This window comes from Pseudomonas asplenii, assembly GCF_001293465.1.
Taxonomy (GTDB): domain Bacteria; phylum Pseudomonadota; class Gammaproteobacteria; order Pseudomonadales; family Pseudomonadaceae; genus Aquipseudomonas; species Aquipseudomonas fuscovaginae_B.
Window position 1 is genome coordinate 69169 of sequence record NZ_JSYZ01000026.1, and the last position, 16512, is coordinate 85680.

13 protein-coding genes are annotated in these 16512 nt (G+C 65.5%); 3 read left to right on the top strand and 10 right to left on the bottom strand.

The annotated features are described in order from the left end of the window. The first annotated feature begins 133 nt into the window (after positions 1-133). On the top strand, positions 134-1417 hold the full coding sequence (locus PF66_RS27975; protein ID WP_054064468.1) for a hypothetical protein: 1284 nt from the start codon (positions 134-136) through the stop codon (positions 1415-1417). A 20-nt stretch (positions 1418-1437) separates the two neighbouring features. Here PF66_RS27975 and PF66_RS27980 read toward each other — a convergent pair whose 3' ends face one another. From PF66_RS27980 to PF66_RS28025, 10 genes are all read right to left on the bottom strand, one after another. Continuing rightward, positions 1438-3393 carry an acetoacetate--CoA ligase gene (locus PF66_RS27980; RefSeq protein ID WP_054064469.1) on the bottom strand — a complete coding sequence of 652 codons (1956 nt, stop codon included), beginning with the start codon at positions 3391-3393 and terminating at the stop codon, positions 1438-1440. 157 nt (positions 3394-3550) lie between these two features. Continuing rightward, positions 3551-4321, bottom strand: a complete 771-nt coding sequence (hbdH, locus tag PF66_RS27985; protein WP_054058938.1) for a 3-hydroxybutyrate dehydrogenase — start codon at positions 4319-4321, stop codon at positions 3551-3553. Between the two features lie 10 nt (positions 4322-4331). Further along, a complete protein-coding gene (locus PF66_RS27990) occupies positions 4332-5723 on the bottom strand; it encodes a GntP family permease (RefSeq protein WP_054058939.1) in 1392 nt (463 codons plus the stop codon). A 317-nt stretch (positions 5724-6040) separates the two neighbouring features. Next, positions 6041-7456, bottom strand: a complete 1416-nt coding sequence (locus tag PF66_RS27995) for a sigma-54 interaction domain-containing protein (protein ID WP_054058954.1) — start codon at positions 7454-7456, stop codon at positions 6041-6043. An 11-nt stretch (positions 7457-7467) separates the two neighbouring features. After that, on the bottom strand, positions 7468-9063 hold the full coding sequence (locus PF66_RS28000) for an ABC transporter ATP-binding protein (protein ID WP_054064524.1): 1596 nt from the start codon (positions 9061-9063) through the stop codon (positions 7468-7470). A gap of 14 nt (positions 9064-9077) precedes the next feature. Next, positions 9078-10100, bottom strand: a complete 1023-nt coding sequence (locus PF66_RS28005; protein WP_054064470.1) for an ABC transporter permease — start codon at positions 10098-10100, stop codon at positions 9078-9080. Next, the gene (locus PF66_RS28010) at positions 10100-11164 is read right to left on the bottom strand and encodes a microcin C ABC transporter permease YejB (RefSeq protein ID WP_054060039.1); all 1065 of its coding nucleotides are present in this window, start codon (positions 11162-11164) and stop codon (positions 10100-10102) included. Before PF66_RS28010 ends, PF66_RS28005 begins: the two co-directional genes overlap by 1 nt. Further along, entirely contained in the window at positions 11164-13026 is a 1863-nt protein-coding gene (locus tag PF66_RS28015) for an extracellular solute-binding protein (RefSeq protein ID WP_054064471.1), read from the bottom strand. Before PF66_RS28015 ends, PF66_RS28010 begins: the two co-directional genes overlap by 1 nt. 130 nt (positions 13027-13156) lie before the next feature. Next, positions 13157-13483: a peptidylprolyl isomerase gene (locus PF66_RS28020; protein WP_273826303.1), complete on the bottom strand. Its 327-nt coding sequence runs from the start codon at positions 13481-13483 to the stop codon at positions 13157-13159. A 60-nt stretch (positions 13484-13543) separates the two neighbouring features. Further along, on the bottom strand, positions 13544-14635 hold the full coding sequence (locus tag PF66_RS28025; RefSeq protein WP_054064472.1) for a 3-deoxy-7-phosphoheptulonate synthase: 1092 nt from the start codon (positions 14633-14635) through the stop codon (positions 13544-13546). Positions 14636-15273: 638 nt separating this feature from the next. On the opposite strand from PF66_RS28025, the gene PF66_RS28030 reads away from it, so the two are divergent. Together PF66_RS28030 and PF66_RS28035 are read left to right on the top strand one after the other, a co-directional pair. Next, positions 15274-16032, top strand: coding sequence for a carbon-nitrogen hydrolase family protein (locus PF66_RS28030; RefSeq protein WP_054064473.1), 759 nt, complete (start codon positions 15274-15276; stop codon positions 16030-16032). Then, positions 16029-16487, top strand: a complete 459-nt coding sequence (locus tag PF66_RS28035) for a GNAT family N-acetyltransferase (RefSeq protein ID WP_054060035.1) — start codon at positions 16029-16031, stop codon at positions 16485-16487. Before PF66_RS28030 ends, PF66_RS28035 begins: the two co-directional genes overlap by 4 nt. The last annotated feature ends 25 nt before the right edge of the window (positions 16488-16512 follow it).

Consider the following 16512-nt stretch of genomic DNA (forward strand, 5'->3'; position numbering starts at 1 on the left):
AATATGGCTCGCAAGGCCACAAAACCTGTCATTTCTGACAGTTGTCCGGGAAACCCCCGATGGATTGAATAGCGGGCAGATCGCAACGGCTGCACCGCCGCAGGCGACGTCTCTTTCATGGAGGAATCCCCTGATGATGCTGCAAGCGTTGCGCGGCTGCCGGGTCAACCCGGCGGGTGAGCTGGATCCGGGGTTCGGTTGCCTGGGCAAGGCGCAGGTGGAGTTTGCCGGCAGCCTGTCGAGCCAGGCCAATGACGTGCTGTTCTGTCCCGATGGCAAGATTCTCGTGGTCGCCAGGGTGGAGATGCCCACCGGTGTGCATTTCGGCCTGGCCCGCCTGCATGCCGACGGTTCGCCGGACACCTCGTTCGGCCAGGGTGGCAGCCTGGTTGGCCGGTTTCAGGCCGCGGGCGAGTCGACGGGTATCAGCCTGCGTCGGCTGCACGACGGGCGGATCCTGGTTTTTGGCCTGCATTATCCGGATGACCGGCGCACCTTGCCGGTGGTGGCGCGTTTTCTCGCGGACGGCCGTGCCGATCCGCTCTTCGCTGACCAGGGCGTGTACCTGCTGCGCCTGCCCGGCGATCTGTCCGAGGGACCCCGTGACAGCTGGCTGCCACCGGGACTGGCAGGCTTCGAGAGCTGTTTCGGCGCCGTGCAGCCGGACGGCAGGATCCTGCTGACCCTCAACCACAGTTATTCCGCCACCGATCATGTCGGCCTGCTGGTTCGCCTGCTGCCCGATGGCGGCCTCGACCACGGCTTCAATGGCCTGGGCTTCGTGATGGTCCGGCGGCGGCTGATGAACAGCTGGCTCAGCTGTGTCCTGCTGCAGCCCGATGGCAAGATTCTGGTGGGTGGCTCAATCGATTTTCCACCCAGTGGCCTGGTGGCCCGCTACTTGCCGGAGGGTCGGCTGGACCCGGCCTTTGGCCATGAAGGCTACCTCTGCGTGCACTTTGCCGACGCCAGCTCGACGGTCACCCGGCTGGCCCGTAGTGCCCAGGGGCAACTGTTTTGCGTGGGTACCCGCTTCGAGCCGTTGGGCGGTGCGCTGCAGGGGTTTACCGCCAACGGCTGCATCGACCGGCGCTTCAACCAGGGGGCCGCGGTGCTGCTGAATATCGACGCGCCCGCCTGCCGCTGGGCAACGGTCGCGGTTCAGCCGGACGGATCGATTCTCGCCGCCGGCTCGACGGTGGCCGGGTTCGGCTCGGACCTGGTGCTGGCGCGTTACCTGCCGAACGGCCAGCTCGACCTCGACTTCGCTTCCGGCAAGGGCTACGTGCGTACCCGCCTGGGCAAGAGCCTGGACACCGTCACCGCGCTGGCGGTGCAGGGCGACGGACGTATTCTGGTGGCCGGGCATTCCATGCTCGGCGGTTTCCAGGCGGTGGTGATGCGCTATCTGGGCTGATGTCCTGTGATATGTGCGGCTCACTCGCGCAGTTCCGGACGATCGCGGAACTGCTCCAGCGCCTCCGGGTTGGCCAGGGCATCGGTGTTCTTCACCGGCAGCCCGTGCACCACGTTGCGCACCGCCAGTTCGACGATCTTGCCGCTCAGGGTCCGGGGAATGTCCGTGACGGCGACTATCTTCGCCGGGACATGGCGTGGCGTGGTGTTGTCGCGGATCACCTGGCGGATTTGCTGCAGCAGGGCATCGTCGAGCGCTACGCCCTCCTGCAGGCGCACGAACAGCACCACCCGCACGTCGTTCTGCCATTGCTGGCCGATGGCGAGGCTTTCCACCACCGCCTCGACCTTTTCCACCTGCCGATAGATCTCCGCCGTACCGATGCGCACGCCGCCGGGGTTGAGCACGGCATCGGAGCGGCCGTGGATCATCAGGCCGCCGCCATCCAGCTCCTCGGCGTAGTCGCCCTGGGCCCAGACCCCGGGGAACAGGCTGAAATAGGAGGCCATGAGTTTCTCCTGCTGCGGATAGTTCCATAGCCCGACCGGCATCGCCGGAAAGTGCCGGGTGCACACCAGTTCGCCCTTTTCGCCGTGCAGCGGCTGGGCCTGGTCGTTCCAGACCTCGACGGCCATGCCCAGGCTCTTGCACTGCATCTGGCCGCGAGTGACCGGCAGTACCGGGTTGCCGCTGACGAAGCAGGAGACGATATCGGTGCCGCCGGACATCGACGACAGGCACAGCTCGGCCTTGATTTCCCGGTAGACGTAGTCGTAGCTGTGGGGCGACAGCGGCGAGCCGGTGCAGAGAATGGTCTTGAGGCGGGTCAGCCGGTGCGTCTGCCGTGGGCTGAGCCCGGCCTGTTCAAGGGCGGCCAGGTATTTCGGGCTGGTGCCGAAGACACTGATGCCCTCGTCGTCGATCAGGTCGAGCAGGCGCTGCGGGCCGGGATGGAAGGGCGAGCCGTCATACAGCACCACCGTGGCACCGACCGCCAGCGCCGACACCAGCCAGTTCCACATCATCCAGCCACAAGTGGTGTAGTAGAACAGGCAGTCGCCAGGCCCGAGGTCGACATGCAGGCCGTGTTCCTTGAGATGTTGCAGCAACACGCCGCCGGTGCTGTGGACGATGCACTTGGGCACGCCGGTGGTGCCGCTGGAATAGAGGATGTACAGCGGCTGGGCGAAGGGCACCGGGACGAAATACGGCTCGCCGCCGGGTTGGTAGAAGTCCTGCCACAGGTTCACCCTGGCGTGGGTCCGGAAGTCCTCGGCGCTTGCCTGGGAATGCGCGTAGGGCACCACCAGCAGTTGCTGCAGCGAGGGCAGGTGCTCGAGGATTTCGTTGAGCTTGGCGCTCTGCTCCAGCTCCTTGCCGGCATAGCGGTAGCCGGCGCAGGCGATCAGCACCTTGGGCTCGATCTGGCCGAACCGGTCGATCACGCCGTGGGTGCCGAAGTCCGGCGAGCAGCAGGACCAGATCGCGCCCAGGCTGGTGGTGGCAAGCATGCCCACCAGGGTTTGCCAGGTGTTCGGCATGCAGGCCGCGACCCGGTCGCCGACGCCGACACCGGCCTCGCGCAGACGTTGTTGCAGGCCAGCGACATGGGCGGCCAGTTCGGCGTGGGTGAGGGTTTCCCGGCGCCCGTCCTCGCTGACCGCGACCACCGCCAGATGGTCGTCGCGGCGGCGCAGCAGGTGTTCGGCGAAGTTCAGCGTCGCCTCGGGGAACCAGCGGGCGCTGGGCATGTGCTGCTCTTCGCTCAGCACGCGGCTGGGCGGGGTGTGGAATTCGACATCGAAGAAGTCGACGATGGCCTGCCAGAAGTCCTCGCGGCGCTCGATGCTGAAGCGGTGCAGGGCCGGGTAGTCGGTGATCTGCAGGTCGTGACGGTGATTGACGAAGCGCCGGAAGGCTTCGATACGGGTCTTTTCGATGCGTTCTGCGCTGGGGCGCCACAAGACTTCTGACATGGGGTTCCCTTTTTATTTTGTGCTGTTAATGCGGGCCTCTTCGCGGGCAAGCCCTGCTCCTACAGGTTGGTGTCGTGTGCAAGTCCTGGGCTCGCCTCACTTCTGTAGGAGCAGGGCTTGCCCGCGAAGGCGCCCTCAAGGCCGCCAACCATCCAGGCTACTGCGCCAACCACCCGCCATCGATATTCCACGCCGCGCCCCGCACCTGGCTACCGGCCTCGCTGCAGAGGAACAATACCAGCTCGCCCAACTGCGGTGGGGTGACGAATTCCAGCGACGGCTGTTTCTCCGCCAGCAGGTCATGCTGCGCCTGCTGCGGGTCGACGCCGGCAGCGGCCCGGTCATCGATCTGTTTCTGCACCAGCGGCGTCAGCACCCAGCCGGGGCAGATGGCATTGCAGGTGACATTGCCGGTGGCGGTCTCCAGGCCGACCACCTTGGTCAGGCCGATCACCCCATGCTTGGCCGCGACATAGGCGGCCTTGCCCACGGAGCCGACCAGCCCATGCACCGAAGCGATGTTGACGATTCGCCCCCAGCCCTTGGCGCGCATGCCCGGCAGGGCCAGGCGGGTGGCATGGAACACCGAGGACAGGTTGATCGCGATGATCGAGTCCCAGCGCTCCACCGGGAACGCCTCCACCGGTGCGACGTGCTGGATGCCGGCGTTGTTGACCAGGATATCGACACCGCCGAACTCCCGTTCGGCATAGGCGAACATGTCGGCGATCTGCGCCGGGTCGCTGACATCGGCCGGGTGGTGGCCAACCTTGCCGCCGAACCGGCGGACCTCGGCGAGCACCGCGCTGGCGTCGCCGAAGCCGTTGAGGATCAGGTCGGCGCCGGCCCTGGCCAGGCCCAGGGCGATGCCCAGGCCGATGCCGCTGGTGGAGCCGGTGACCAGGGCGGTTTTTCCTTTGAGACTCATAGTCGTTTCCTCAGACGATGCCGGTGGCGTAGAACGTGGCGATCACCACGAATACCGCCAGGGTCTTGATCAGCGTGATGCAGAAAATATCTTTATAGGCTTCGCGGTGGGTCAGCCCGGTCACGGCCAGCAGGGTGATCACCGCGCCGTTGTGCGGCAGGGTGTCCATGCCACCGCTGGCCATGGCGGCGACCCGGTGCAGCACTTCCAGCGGAATGTTCGCGGCGTGGGCGGCACTGACGAAGCTGTCGGCCATGGCCGCCAGGGCGATGCTCATGCCGCCGGAGGCGGAGCCGGTGATCCCGGCCAGCAGGGTCACGGTAATGGCTTCGTTGACCAGCGGATTGGGAATGCTCTTGAGCCCGTCGGCCAATACCAGAAAACCCGGCAACGAGGCGATCACCGCACCGAAACCGTATTCCGAGGCGGTGTTCATCGCCGCCAGCAGGGCGCCGCTGACCGCGCTCTTGCTGCCTTCGGCCAGCTTGCTGCGAATCGCCCGGAAGCCGAACGCCAGCACCACCAGGATGCCCACCAGCAGCGCCGCCTGGACCGCCCAGATGGCGGTGAGCTTGGCGACTTCGGTCTGCACCGGCGCGGCCATGCCGGGCAGGCTGAGGGTGTGGGTCTTGCCGTACCAGACGGGAATCCAGCGAGTGAACAGCAGGTTCATGAGGCCCACCAGCAGCAGCGGCGAGAGGGCGATCCAGGGGTTGGGCAGGCGAATGTCCTCGGCGGTTTCCGGCTCGTTGCGCAACTGCGTGCCGTAGCCTTCGCCGGCGACCTGGGCCTTGTTGCGCTGGCGTTGCAGGAACAGCATGCCGGCGCAGAACACGAACACCGTACCGATCACGCCCAGCCAGGGTGCGGCCCAGGCGGTGGTGTTGAAGAAGGTGCTGGGAATGATGTTCTGGATCTGCGGCGTGCCGGGCAGGGCGTCCATGGTGAAGGAGAATGCGCCGAGGGCGATGGTCGCCGGGATCAGGCGCTTGGGGATGTTGCTCTGGCGGAACATCTCGGCGGCGAACGGATAGACCGCGAACACCACCACGAACAGCGAGACACCGCCATAGGTCAGCAGGGCGCAGACCAGCACGATCACCAGCATGGCCTGGCGGGTGCCGAGCAGGCCGATGGCGGCGGCGACGATGGAGCGGGAGAACCCCGACAGCTCGATCAGCTTGCCGAACACCGCGCCGAGCAGGAATACCGGGAAGTAGAGCTTGATGAAACCGACCATCTTGTCCATGAACACCCCGGTGAAGGCGGGCGCGACAGCGGCAGGATCGGTGAACAGGACAGCGCCGAGGGCGGCGATGGGGGCAAACAGGATGACGCTGTAGCCTCGGTAGGCGGCCAGCATCAGCAACGCCAGGGCTGCGAGGGCGATGATCACACTCATGGTGTGTCTCCAATTGTTATTTTTGTAGGTTAGGTCTGAATCTCCAGTGGAAATAGCGAGTTTCGTGCCATTTAATTAACTCATTGAAAAATAATGATATTTTTTATTTTTCGAGTGATTTTCCTGGGGGTTGTCTCTAAAAAGAGACGATTCTACAGGCGACGCTCCCCTTGTAGGAGCCGGGCTTGCCCGCGAAGAACGATAACGCGGTCTGTCTGGAGGACCGCGTTGCCTGTATTCGCGGGCAAGCCCGGCTCCTACAGGGAAGTGTTGGCCGTTCGATGAGTGTTTGTCTCTGGATTTAGACGGGTGTCTCTTTATTGAGACTCGCTGATGCCCAGCGCGACCATTTTCTTGTACAGCGTCGAGCGCCCCAGCCCCAGTTGCCGTGCGGCTTCCACGACCTTGCCGCCGCATTGCGCCAGGGTTGCCTCGATCAGTTGTCGTTCGAAGCGCTCACGGGCGGCGCTGAAAGTTTCGTTCCCAGGCGCTGCCATGACAGGAACCGGCGCCCGCTCCAGCGGGCTGAAGGTACCAATCGCCCCACGAATGTCGGCAGCCCCCAGCACCTGAGTATCCCCCAGCAGCGCGGCGCGCTCCAGCACGTTGCGCAACTCGCGGATATTGCCCGGCCAGGCATGCTGCCCCAGCAGATCCAGGGCCTCGGCGGTCAACTCATGGTGGCTATCGAGTTCCTCGAGGATCACCTCGCTCAGCGCCGGTAGATCCTCCAGGCGCTCGCGCAGCGGCGGCACGTTGATCGGCAGGACATTGAGGCGGTAATACAGGTCGGCGCGGAATTCGCCACGCCGGATCGCCGCCTCCAGGTCGGTGGAGGTCGCGGCGATCACCCGCACGTCGCTGCGCAACACTTCGTTGGAACCGACCGGCTCGAATTCCTTCTCCTGCAATACCCGCAGCAGCTTGCTCTGCAGGGGCAGCGGCATGTCGCCGATCTCGTCGAGGAACAGCGTGCCGCCCTGGGCGATCTGCAGCTTGCCGGGGCGGCCCTTGCGGTCGGCGCCGGTGAAGGCGCCCGGGGCTGTCCCGAAGAACTCCGCCTCCAGCAGGGTTTCCGGAATTGCCGCGCTGTTGATGCTGACGAATGCCTTGTGCGCCCGTGGCGAGGCGCTGTGGATGGCGTGGGCCAGCAACTCCTTGCCGGTACCGGTTTCGCCCAGCAGCAGGACCGGTGAGTCGGTGCTGGCGCTGCGGCGGGCGCGGCGCTTGACTTCCAGGCTCGCCGCGCTGGTACCGATGAAGTGGGCGAAGTTGTACTTGGTCTGTCGGGCCCGCAGCAGCGAGCGGGTCGATGCCAGTTCTTCCTGCATGCTCTGGTAGCGCTTGAGCAGCGGCGACAGGCTGTTCAACTCGCCGAACAGGGCAAAGCCGATGGCGCCGATCACCGCGCCAGCGTCGTCGTGAACCGGCAGGCGCATCACCACCAGCGGTTCCTTGGGCATGTCCTGCAGGTCCAGCAGGATCGGCCGGCCGGTGCGCACCACTTCGCGCAGCAGGCTGCCGGGGATCACCCTTTCGCAGGGTTGGCCGATGGCCTGTTCGGCGCTGGAGAGGCCAAAGCGCTTGGCGTACCGTTCGTTCATCCAGACGATCCGCGCATCGCGGTCGACGATCACCGTGCCTTCGCTGGACTGCTCGATGTTCTCGAACAGCGAGCGAATCGCCAGCAAGCGGACCCGCTGGTAGTCCTTGAGGCTTTCACGGTCGTTCATCGGCGTCTGGCTCACGGGCAGTTCAGGGGGGCGGTGTGCGTCAGGGTCGCGGCCAGCAGCTCCCGGGTGTAGGGGTGCTGCGGGTGGTCGAACACCGCGCAGGTGCTGCCCTGTTCGACCACCTGGCCGTCCTTGACCACGATCAGGTCATGAGCCAGGGCGCGGACCACCGACAGGTCATGGCTGATGAACAGGTAGGTCAGGCCATGCTTGGCCTGCAGGTCGCGCAGCAGGGCGACCACCTGCTTCTGCACGGTGCGGTCGAGGGCCGAGGTCGGCTCGTCGAGCAGGATCAGCGCCGGCTTGAGCACCAGGGCGCGGGCAATGGCGATCCGCTGGCGCTGGCCGCCGGAGAACTCATGGGGATAGCGATGACGGCTCTGCGGGTCGAGGCCGACCTCCTCGAGGGCGCGGATCACCTGCGCCTCGTGTTCGGCGGCGGTACCGGGGCAGTGCACCTCGATACCCTCGCTGATGATCTGCGCCACCGACAGGCGCGGGCTGAGGCTGCCGAACGGGTCCTGGAACACCACCTGCATCTGCTTGCGCCACGGTCGCAGCTGTTTCTGGTTCAGGCCGTCGAGGGCCTGGCCCCGGAAGCGGATGCTGCCCTGGGCGTCGAGCAGCCGCAGGATCGCCTGGCCGAGGGTCGACTTGCCCGAGCCGGACTCGCCGACGATGCCCAGAGTCTTGCCGCGCTGCACGCAGAGGCTGATGCCGTCCACCGCCTGCAGGTATTCCTTGCGCCGCAGCCATCCACCGCCGATCTGGAAGCGCACGCGCAGCTCATCGACCTGCAGCACGCTTTCGCTGTCGCCCAGGGCCAGCGCTTCGCCGGCTGGTTCGGCATCCAGCAGCAGGCGGCTGTAGGGGTGTTGCGGCTGGTTGAACAGGGTTTCGCAGTCGGCCTGCTCGACGCTTTCCCCGGCCTTCATCACGCAGACCCGCTGGGCGATGCTGCGCACCAGGTTGAGGTCGTGGCTGATCAGCAGCAGCGACATGCCCAGGCGTTGTTGCAGTGACTTGAGCAGCAGCAGGATCTTGCGCTGCACGGTGACGTCGAGGGCGGTGGTCGGCTCGTCGGCGATCAGCAGTTCCGGCTCGCAGGCCAGGGCCATGGCGATCATCACCCGCTGGCGCTGGCCGCCGGAGAGTTGATGGGGATAGGCCTTGAGCCGTTCCCGGGGTTTCTGGATACCCACCAGTTCCAACAGTTCGAGGATCCGCGCCTGGGCTGCCTTGCCGCCCAGGCCCTTGTGCAGCATCAGGGTTTCGCCGATCTGCTTTTGCACCGTGTGCAACGGGTTCAGCGAGGTCATCGGCTCCTGGAAGATCATGGCGATGCGGTCGCCGCGAATCTGGCGCAGGGTAGCGTGGTCGGCGCCGAGCAGTTCCTGGCCGCGATAACGCACGCTGCCGCTGGCCTGGCAGCCGGTCTGTGGCAGCAACTGCAGGATCGAATGGGCGGTGACCGACTTGCCCGAACCGGACTCGCCGACCAGCGCCAGGCACTCGCCGGCGCGGATGTCCAGGCACAGGTCGCGGACCACGGGCTGGCCGCCGAAGGCGACAGTCAGGTGGCGGATTTCAATCAGGTTGTCGGTCATGGCGCGGGCCTGGTTCATGAGCGGGGGTCGAAGGCATCACGCAGCGCCTCGCCGATAAAGACCAGCAGCGAGAGAATCAGCGCCAGGGTGAAAAAGGCGGTGAATCCCAGCCACGGGGCTTGCAGGTTCTGTTTGCCCTGGCCGATCAGTTCGCCCAGCGAGGCGCTGCCGGAGGGCATGCCGAAGCCGAGGAAGTCCAGGGCGGTGAGGGTCGAGATGGCGCCGGTGAGAATGAACGGCAGGTAGCTCAGGGTCGCGTTCATGGCGTTGGGCAGGATGTGCCGCAGGATGATCTTGCGGTCGTTCAGGCCCAGGGCACGGGCGGCCTTGACGTACTCCAGGTTGCGCCCACGGAGGAACTCGGCGCGCACCACGTCGACCAGCGCCAGCCAGGAGAACAGCGCCATGATCCCCAGCAGCCACCAGAAGTTCGGCTCGACGAAGCCGGAGAGGATGATCAGCAGGTACAGCACCGGCAGCCCGGACCAGACCTCCAGCAGGCGCTGGCCGAGCAGGTCGACCCAGCCGCCGTAGTAGCCCTGCAGGGCGCCGGCGGCGATGCCGATCAGTGCGCTGATGGCGGTCAGGGCCAGGGCGAACAGGATCGACACCCGCGCGCCGAAGATCACCCGCGCCAGCACGTCGCGGGCCTGGTCGTCGGTGCCCAGCCAGTTCACCGTGGTCGGTGGGCTGGGCGCCGGCTTGTTGAGGTCGTAGTTGGGCGTGTCGGCGCTGAAGGGGATCGGCGGGAACAGCATCCAGCCGCCATCGCGGGTGATCAGCTGGTGCACGTAGTCGCTGCGGTAGTCGGCCTGGAACGGCAGTTGGCCGCCGAACTCCTGTTCGGTGTAGCGCTTGAACACCGGGAAATACAGCGAGCCCTGGTAGCTGAGCACCAGCGGCTTGTCGTTGGCGATCAGCTCGCCGCCCAGGCTCAGTGCGAACAGCGCGGCGAACAGCCACAACGACCACCAGCCGCGGCGGTTGGCCTTGAACCGGTCGAGCCGGCGCCGGCTCACGGGGGAAAGTCGCAGCATCAGGCGTTCCTCGCGGCGAAGTCGATACGCGGGTCGACCAGGGTATAGCAGAGGTCGCCGATCAGTTTTATCAGCAGGCCGAACAGGGTGAAGATGAACAGCGAGCCGAACACCACCGGGTAGTCGCGCGACACCGCCGCTTCGTAGCTCATGCGGCCGAGGCCGTCGAGGGAGAAGATCACCTCGATCAGCAGGGAACCGGCGAAGAACACGCTGATGAAGGCCTGGGGAATGCCCGAGACCACCAGCAGCATGGCGTTGCGAAACACATGGCCGTAGAGCACCCGGCGTTCGCTCAGGCCCTTGGCCCGGGCGGTGACCACGTACTGGCGGGTGATCTCGTTGAGAAACGAGTTCTTGGTCAGGATCGTCAGGGTGGCGAAACCGCCTATGACCAGCGAGGTCACCGGCAGCACCAGGTGCCAGAAGTAGTCGGCGATCTTGCCCAGCGTCGACAACTGGTCGAAGTTGTCCGAGACCAGGCCGCGCACCGGAAACCAGTTCAGCGAGGTGCCGCCGGCGAACAGCACGATCAGCAGCATGGCGAACAGGAACGCCGGCATGGCGTAGCCGAGGATGATCGCGGTGCTGCTCCAGATGTCGAAGCGGCTGCCGTGCCGGACCGCCTTGCGGATGCCGAGGGGAATCGACACCAGGTAGGTGATCAGCGTGGCCCAGAGGCCGAGCGAGATGGTTACCGGCATCTTCTCCAGGATCAGGTCGGTGACCTGGGCGCCACGGAAGAAGCTCTTGCCGAAGTCGAGGCGGGCGTAGCTCTTGAGCATCAGCCAGAAGCGCTCCGGTGCCGGCTTGTCGAAACCGTACTGGCGCTCGATATCGGCGATCAGCTTGGGGTCGAGGCCGCGGCTGGCGCGGGACGAGCCGTGCAGCCCGTCACCACCGCCGGTACCGACCGCACCCGCGCTGCCCAGGCCCTGCAGGCGGGCGATGGCCTGTTCCACCGGGCCACCGGGCGCGGCCTGGACGATCACGAAGTTGACCAGCAGGATGATTAGCAGCGTCGGGATGATCAGCAGCAGGCGCCGCAGGATGTAGGCCGGCATCAGCGGTGCCCTCCGTCATGGCCGCGCCTGATCAGTTCGGCGGTCATCTGTTCGTTGGTCAGCGGGGTCGGGCTGACTTCCCACCAGGTCTCGATGGCCGCGTCATTGCTGGCCTGTATCGTCGGGATACCAAAGCGGTTCCACCACACCGTGGAGATGCCCGGCGGGTAGTAGTTGGGAATCCAGTAGTAGTTCCACTGCAGCACCCGGTCCAGGGCATGGGCGTAGCTGAGCATCCGCTTCTGGGTATCGGCTTTCACCAGCCCGTTGATCAGGCTGTCCACGGCGGGGTTCCGCAGGGCCATGAAGTTGTTCGAGCCCGGGTCGGTGGCCGCCTTGGAGCCGAAGAAATTGTACAGCTCGATGCCCGGCGAGGTGGTCACCGGGTAGCCGCTGACGATCATGTCGTAGTCGCGGTCCTTGAGGCGGTTGACGTACTGCGAGGGGTCGATGCGGCGGATGTCCATGCGGATGCCGATCTGCGCCAGGTTGCGCTTGTAGGGCAGCAGCAGGCGTTCCATGCCGTTCTGGGCATTGAGGAAGGTGAAGCTCAGCGGCTCGCCCTGGGCGTTGACCAACTGATCCCCCCTGGGCTTCCAGCCGGCCTGCTCCAGCAGGGCCAGGGCCTGCAACTGCTTGTCCCGCAGGTTGCCGCTGGCGTCGGTCCTGGGCGCCTCGAAGACCTGGGTGAAGACCTCGTCGGGAATCTGTCCGCGCAACGGTTCGAGGATCGCCAGTTCGGCCTGGTCCGGCAGCTCACGGGCCGCCAGTGGCGTGTTGGAGAAGAAGCTCTGCTGGCGCACATACATGTTGCGCATCATCTGCCGGTTGCTCCACTCGAAGTCCCAGAGCATGGCCAGGGCCTGACGTACCCGGCGATCCTGGAAGATCGGCTTCTGCAGATTGAACACGTAGCCCTGGGCCGTCTGTGGCGACTCCTGGGCCAGTTGCGCCTTCTGCAGCCGGCCGTCGCTCAGCGCCGGGCTGTCGTAGCCGATGGAGTAGGCGGTGGCGGAGAATTCGCGGTTGTAGTCGTAGGCACCGCCCCGCAGCACCTGGCGGGCCACGTCGGTGTCGCCGAAGTACTCGATGCTGAAGCGGTCGAAGTTGTACAGGCCGCGGCTGACCGGCAGGTCCTTGCCCCACCAGTCGGGGTTGCGGGTGAAGGTGATGCTGCGGCCGGAGTCGACCTTGCTCACCCGGTAGGGGCCGCTGCCCAGCGGGGCCTCGTAACCGCCGCCGTCGGCGAAGTCGCGGGTTTTCCACCAGTGTTCCGGCAGCACCGGCAGGGTGGCGATATCCAGCGGCAGCGAGCGGTTCTCGGTGTTCCTGAAATCGAAGCGGACCTGGGTCGGCGATTCGACCACCACGTCCTTGATGCCTTCGAACTGCATGCGGTAGCTCAGGCTGCCCTGGGTCATCAGCAGGTTGAAGGTGTAGCGCACGTCCTCGGCGGTGATCGGCGTGTTGTCGGCGAAGCGGGCCTTGGGGTTGAGGAAGAAGCGCAGCGACAGGCCGTCATCGGAGCGCTGCATCTTCTGTGCGACCAGGCCGTAGACGGTGTAGGGCTCGTCGAGGGAGCGCACCGCCAGCGGTGAATAGATATAGCCGTCGATCTGCGAGACGCCGATGCCCTTGTCGATATAGGGCAGCACATGGTCGAACTGGCCGATCTCGATGGCCGAGCGCTTGAGGCTGCCGCCCTTGGGGGCGTCGGGGTTGGCGTAGTCGAAGTGGCTGAAGCTGGCCGGGTACTTGGGCGGCTCGCCGTAGACCGTCAGGGCGTGTTGCGCGGGAGCGGCGTGGGCGACGCTGGCGAACAGGGCCAGGGTGCCGAATGTCAGGGAGAGAACCAGTCGCATCGTCAGCCTTGAGGACGGTGTGAAAGTGGGATTGCAAGCGATCTCGCATTTCCCCCGGTGGCGGGTGGCCCCGCCACGGGAGAGGCGCTGCCATGGGAACCGCCCTGGCGGGCAGCCCCGGGCAGAGCGATCAGTCCTGGCGGCTGGTGACTTCCAGCAGGTGGTAGCCGAACTGGGTTTTCACCGGGCCTTGCACGGTGTTGATCGGCGCGCTGAACACCACGGTGTCGAATTCCTTGACCATCTGGCCCGGGCCGAAGGAACCCAGGTTGCCGCCGTCACGGCTGGAAGGGCAGGTGGAGTTGGCCTTGGCGATCTCGGCGAAGTCGGCGCCGCCTTCGATCTGGGCCTTGAGTTCGTTGCACTTGGCTTCAGTGGCAACCAGGATGTGGCGGGCAGTGGCTCGGGCCATGGTGAGGTACTCCTTTGGGTAAAATGTTGAGCCTACCGGATTCAGGCGGCTTTTTCCCGGCAAAGTTCCTCGACGGCGGCCCGGCTTGCCCGCGAACGGGGCCTGTCAGGCACTCACCGCCTTGCAGGACGCCTGCTCCCGCAACCGCTGCGCCGCGCTACGCAGCAACTGCTCGGTCGCTTCCCAGCCCAGGCAGCCATCGGTGATCGACACGCCGTACTTGAGGGACGGGCTCAACGGCTGGCAGCCCTCGAACAGATGGCTCTCCAGCATCATGCCGATCAGCGAACGGTCACCCTGCAGACGCTGTTCCAGCACCTCGGCGAACACCGCCGGCTGGCGCAGCGGGTCCTTGCCACTGTTGGCATGGCTGCAATCGACCATCATCCGGCTCGCAATGCCCTGCTTCTCCAGGCCCGCCCGGGCCAGGGCGATGCTGCGGGCATCGTAGTTCGGGCCACGATGGCCGCCGCGCAACACCAGGTGGGTGTCGGGGTTGCCCGCGGTCTGGATGATCGCCGGGTGCCCCTGGCTGTCGACCCCGAAATGCCGGTGCGGGTGCGCCGCCGAACGCATGGCATCGCTGGCGATGCCGACACCGCCGTCGGTGCCATTCTTGAACCCCACGGGCATCGGCAGGCCGCTGGCCATTTCCCGATGGATTTGCGACTCGGTGGTCCGTGCGCCGATCGCGACCCAGCTCAGCAGGTCGTCGAAGTAGCTGGCCGCCATGGGCTGCAGCAATTCGGTGGCGATCGGCAGGCCCATGCGCAGCATCTCGCGCATCAGTTCGCGGGACAGCGCCAGGCCGCCGGCCATGTCGTCGCTGCCATCCAGGTGCGGGTCGTAGGCCAGGCCTTTCCAGCCGACCGTGGTGCGCGGCTTTTCGACATAGGCGCGCATGACCAGCAGCATCTGGTCGCTGACGTCGTTCGCCAGGCTCGCCAGGTGGCCGGCGTATTCGAGGGCCGATTGCGGGTCGTGGATCGAGCAGGGGCCGACGATCATCAGCAGGCGCGGGTCCTCACCGTCGAGGATGGCACGTATGGCCTGGCGGTGGCGGGCGACCTGGTCGCTGAGTGTGGTGTTGAGGGGCAGGTGCTGCTTGAGTTGCAGGGCCGTCGGCAGGCGCTGGGTCAGCGGCTCGTTGGCGGACGACCGGGTGGACAGTGGCAAGGCGCAGAGAGACGAATTCATGTTCGGGGTTCCTTGGGCAGGCGGCGGGTCTTCCCGCGCGCGGCCCTATTGCGGTGTTCGACAATCAGCCGGATGGGCTGCGAGTGTGTGCTTGCCACCTGTGAGTGACCGTTCGGAGGCGGCGTGCTGTCCCGAGCGGAGGTTGGTAAATCGCCAGGCGGTGGTGAGTTCGTAGCGGTAATAGGTGGCGTAGTTCATGTCGGTGTACCTCGATTCGAAATGTCTGTTGAAACGGTTTGCGTAAAACTGAAGCCCTGGAAAAACAAAACCCCCGGTCGGGAGGCCGACCGGGGGTTGTTGATTCTCTGGTAGGCGACCCCTTGAGTAGTGGGCGCCGGTTGGGTATCAGGCGCGCCAGTGGCTAAACCAGTACCCAAAATAAAAGCCTGCGGATGCGCCGGCGGTTTTCACCCAGGCAGCCGCTGGCGAGCGCAGGGCGCTGGCAGTCTGGCAAGGCATGGAATGAAGGGTGGGCATGGCGCGTCTCCGATGGAATGTCCCGAGCTTACTAGAGCCATGGGACGCTGTTCAATCAGAAATTTCTATGGATCGCGCCCTGCAGTCGCTATGGCTTAAACAAATTAAACGTTTTATGACAAACTCACCGGACATTTCCTACTCGATCATCAGGCATGCCCATGACCGTCCTGACCATTGCCGCCGCTCAGTCCTGCTCTCTAGCCGGTGATCTGCAGGGCAACCTCCAGCGGCACCTGCGTTTCATGCAGCAGGCGGCGGAGCGGGGCGTGCAACTGCTGGTATTTCCCGAACTGTCGCTGACCGGCTATGAGCCGAGCCTGGCGGCGGCACTGGCGATCACCCCGGATGCCGAGGTATTGCAACCCTTGTCCGATCTGGCGCGCGAGCGGCGACTGGTGACCGTGGTCGGCCTGCCGATTCGCCGGTCTCCCACCGACCCGCTGCTGATCGGCGCGCTGACTTTCAACGCCGAGGGCTCCCGGCAGCTCTACAGCAAACAGCATCTGCACGAAGGCGAGGAACAGGTGTTTAGCCCGGGGGCGGGAGGCGCTGCCTTGGCCCTCGGCGCCGACACTGTCGCTCTGTCGGTTTGTGCTGACTTTTCCCACGCCAGCCATGCCCTCCAGGCCGCCCGATCTGGCGCTAACCTGTATGCATCAGGTGTGCTGATCAGCGAGAACGGTTACGCCGCCGACAGTGCGTTGCTCCAGGGGTATGCCCGTGAGCACGACATGGCCGTGCTGATGGCCAACCACGGTGGAACCACCGGCGGCTGGGCGGCGGCGGGGCGCAGTGCGATCTGGGCGGCAGGCGGGCGACGGGTAGCGGCTGCTGCGGGGATGGGTGATGTGCTGGTGATCGGTCGACGTGTCGACGGCACGTGGCAGGGCGAGGTGGTTGAAGTGGAGGGGCTGTGACCCGGGATTGGCGTTTTCGCCCGGCTACCGAGGCGGACCTGGCGTTCGCCCGGACGCTGACGCGCAGGAACATGATGGCCTACTACTGCGAGTACGATCTGCTCTGGCAGGAGGAAGCCTTCGATATCGCCTGGGCCGGGCGGCAGAACGCCCTGTTGTGCGAAGGGGAGCAGGTGCTGGGTTTCGTCAGCTTCAGTCGGGACGCCAGGGCGCTGTATATCCGCGAGTTGCAACTGATCGAAGCGGGGCGTGGGCGAGGCTTGGGTGGCTGGCTGATCATCCAGGCGCGTGACATCGCTTTCAGGGAAGGGCGGCCGGAGGTGCGCTTGACCGTGTTCAAGAGCAATCCCGCCAGGCGGCTTTACGAGCGTATGGGGCTGGAGGTCGTAGGGGAGGACGAGTGCTTCTTTCGCATGAGTGTCGGGGCTGTGAAGTCGAGCGGTGGAATCGGCTGATAGTATTTTCGGATTGAGCTTACTC

What these genes read in the sequence shown, in the direction of transcription:
- PF66_RS27975 (WP_054064468.1), top strand. Translation starts at nt 134, where the DNA reads ATGATGCTGCAAGCGTTGCGCGGCTGCCGGGTCAACCCGGCGGGTGAG.
- PF66_RS27980 (WP_054064469.1), bottom strand. Translation starts at nt 3,393, where the DNA reads ATGTCAGAAGTCTTGTGGCGCCCCAGCGCAGAACGCATCGAAAAGACC.
- hbdH (WP_054058938.1), bottom strand. Translation starts at nt 4,321, where the DNA reads ATGAGTCTCAAAGGAAAAACCGCCCTGGTCACCGGCTCCACCAGCGGC.
- PF66_RS27990 (WP_054058939.1), bottom strand. Translation starts at nt 5,723, where the DNA reads ATGAGTGTGATCATCGCCCTCGCAGCCCTGGCGTTGCTGATGCTGGCC.
- PF66_RS27995 (WP_054058954.1), bottom strand. Translation starts at nt 7,456, where the DNA reads ATGAACGACCGTGAAAGCCTCAAGGACTACCAGCGGGTCCGCTTGCTG.
- PF66_RS28000 (WP_054064524.1), bottom strand. Translation starts at nt 9,063, where the DNA reads ATGACCGACAACCTGATTGAAATCCGCCACCTGACTGTCGCCTTCGGC.
- PF66_RS28005 (WP_054064470.1), bottom strand. Translation starts at nt 10,100, where the DNA reads ATGCTGCGACTTTCCCCCGTGAGCCGGCGCCGGCTCGACCGGTTCAAG.
- PF66_RS28010 (WP_054060039.1), bottom strand. Translation starts at nt 11,164, where the DNA reads ATGCCGGCCTACATCCTGCGGCGCCTGCTGCTGATCATCCCGACGCTG.
- PF66_RS28015 (WP_054064471.1), bottom strand. Translation starts at nt 13,026, where the DNA reads ATGCGACTGGTTCTCTCCCTGACATTCGGCACCCTGGCCCTGTTCGCC.
- PF66_RS28025 (WP_054064472.1), bottom strand. Translation starts at nt 14,635, where the DNA reads ATGAATTCGTCTCTCTGCGCCTTGCCACTGTCCACCCGGTCGTCCGCC.
- PF66_RS28030 (WP_054064473.1), top strand. Translation starts at nt 15,274, where the DNA reads ATGACCGTCCTGACCATTGCCGCCGCTCAGTCCTGCTCTCTAGCCGGT.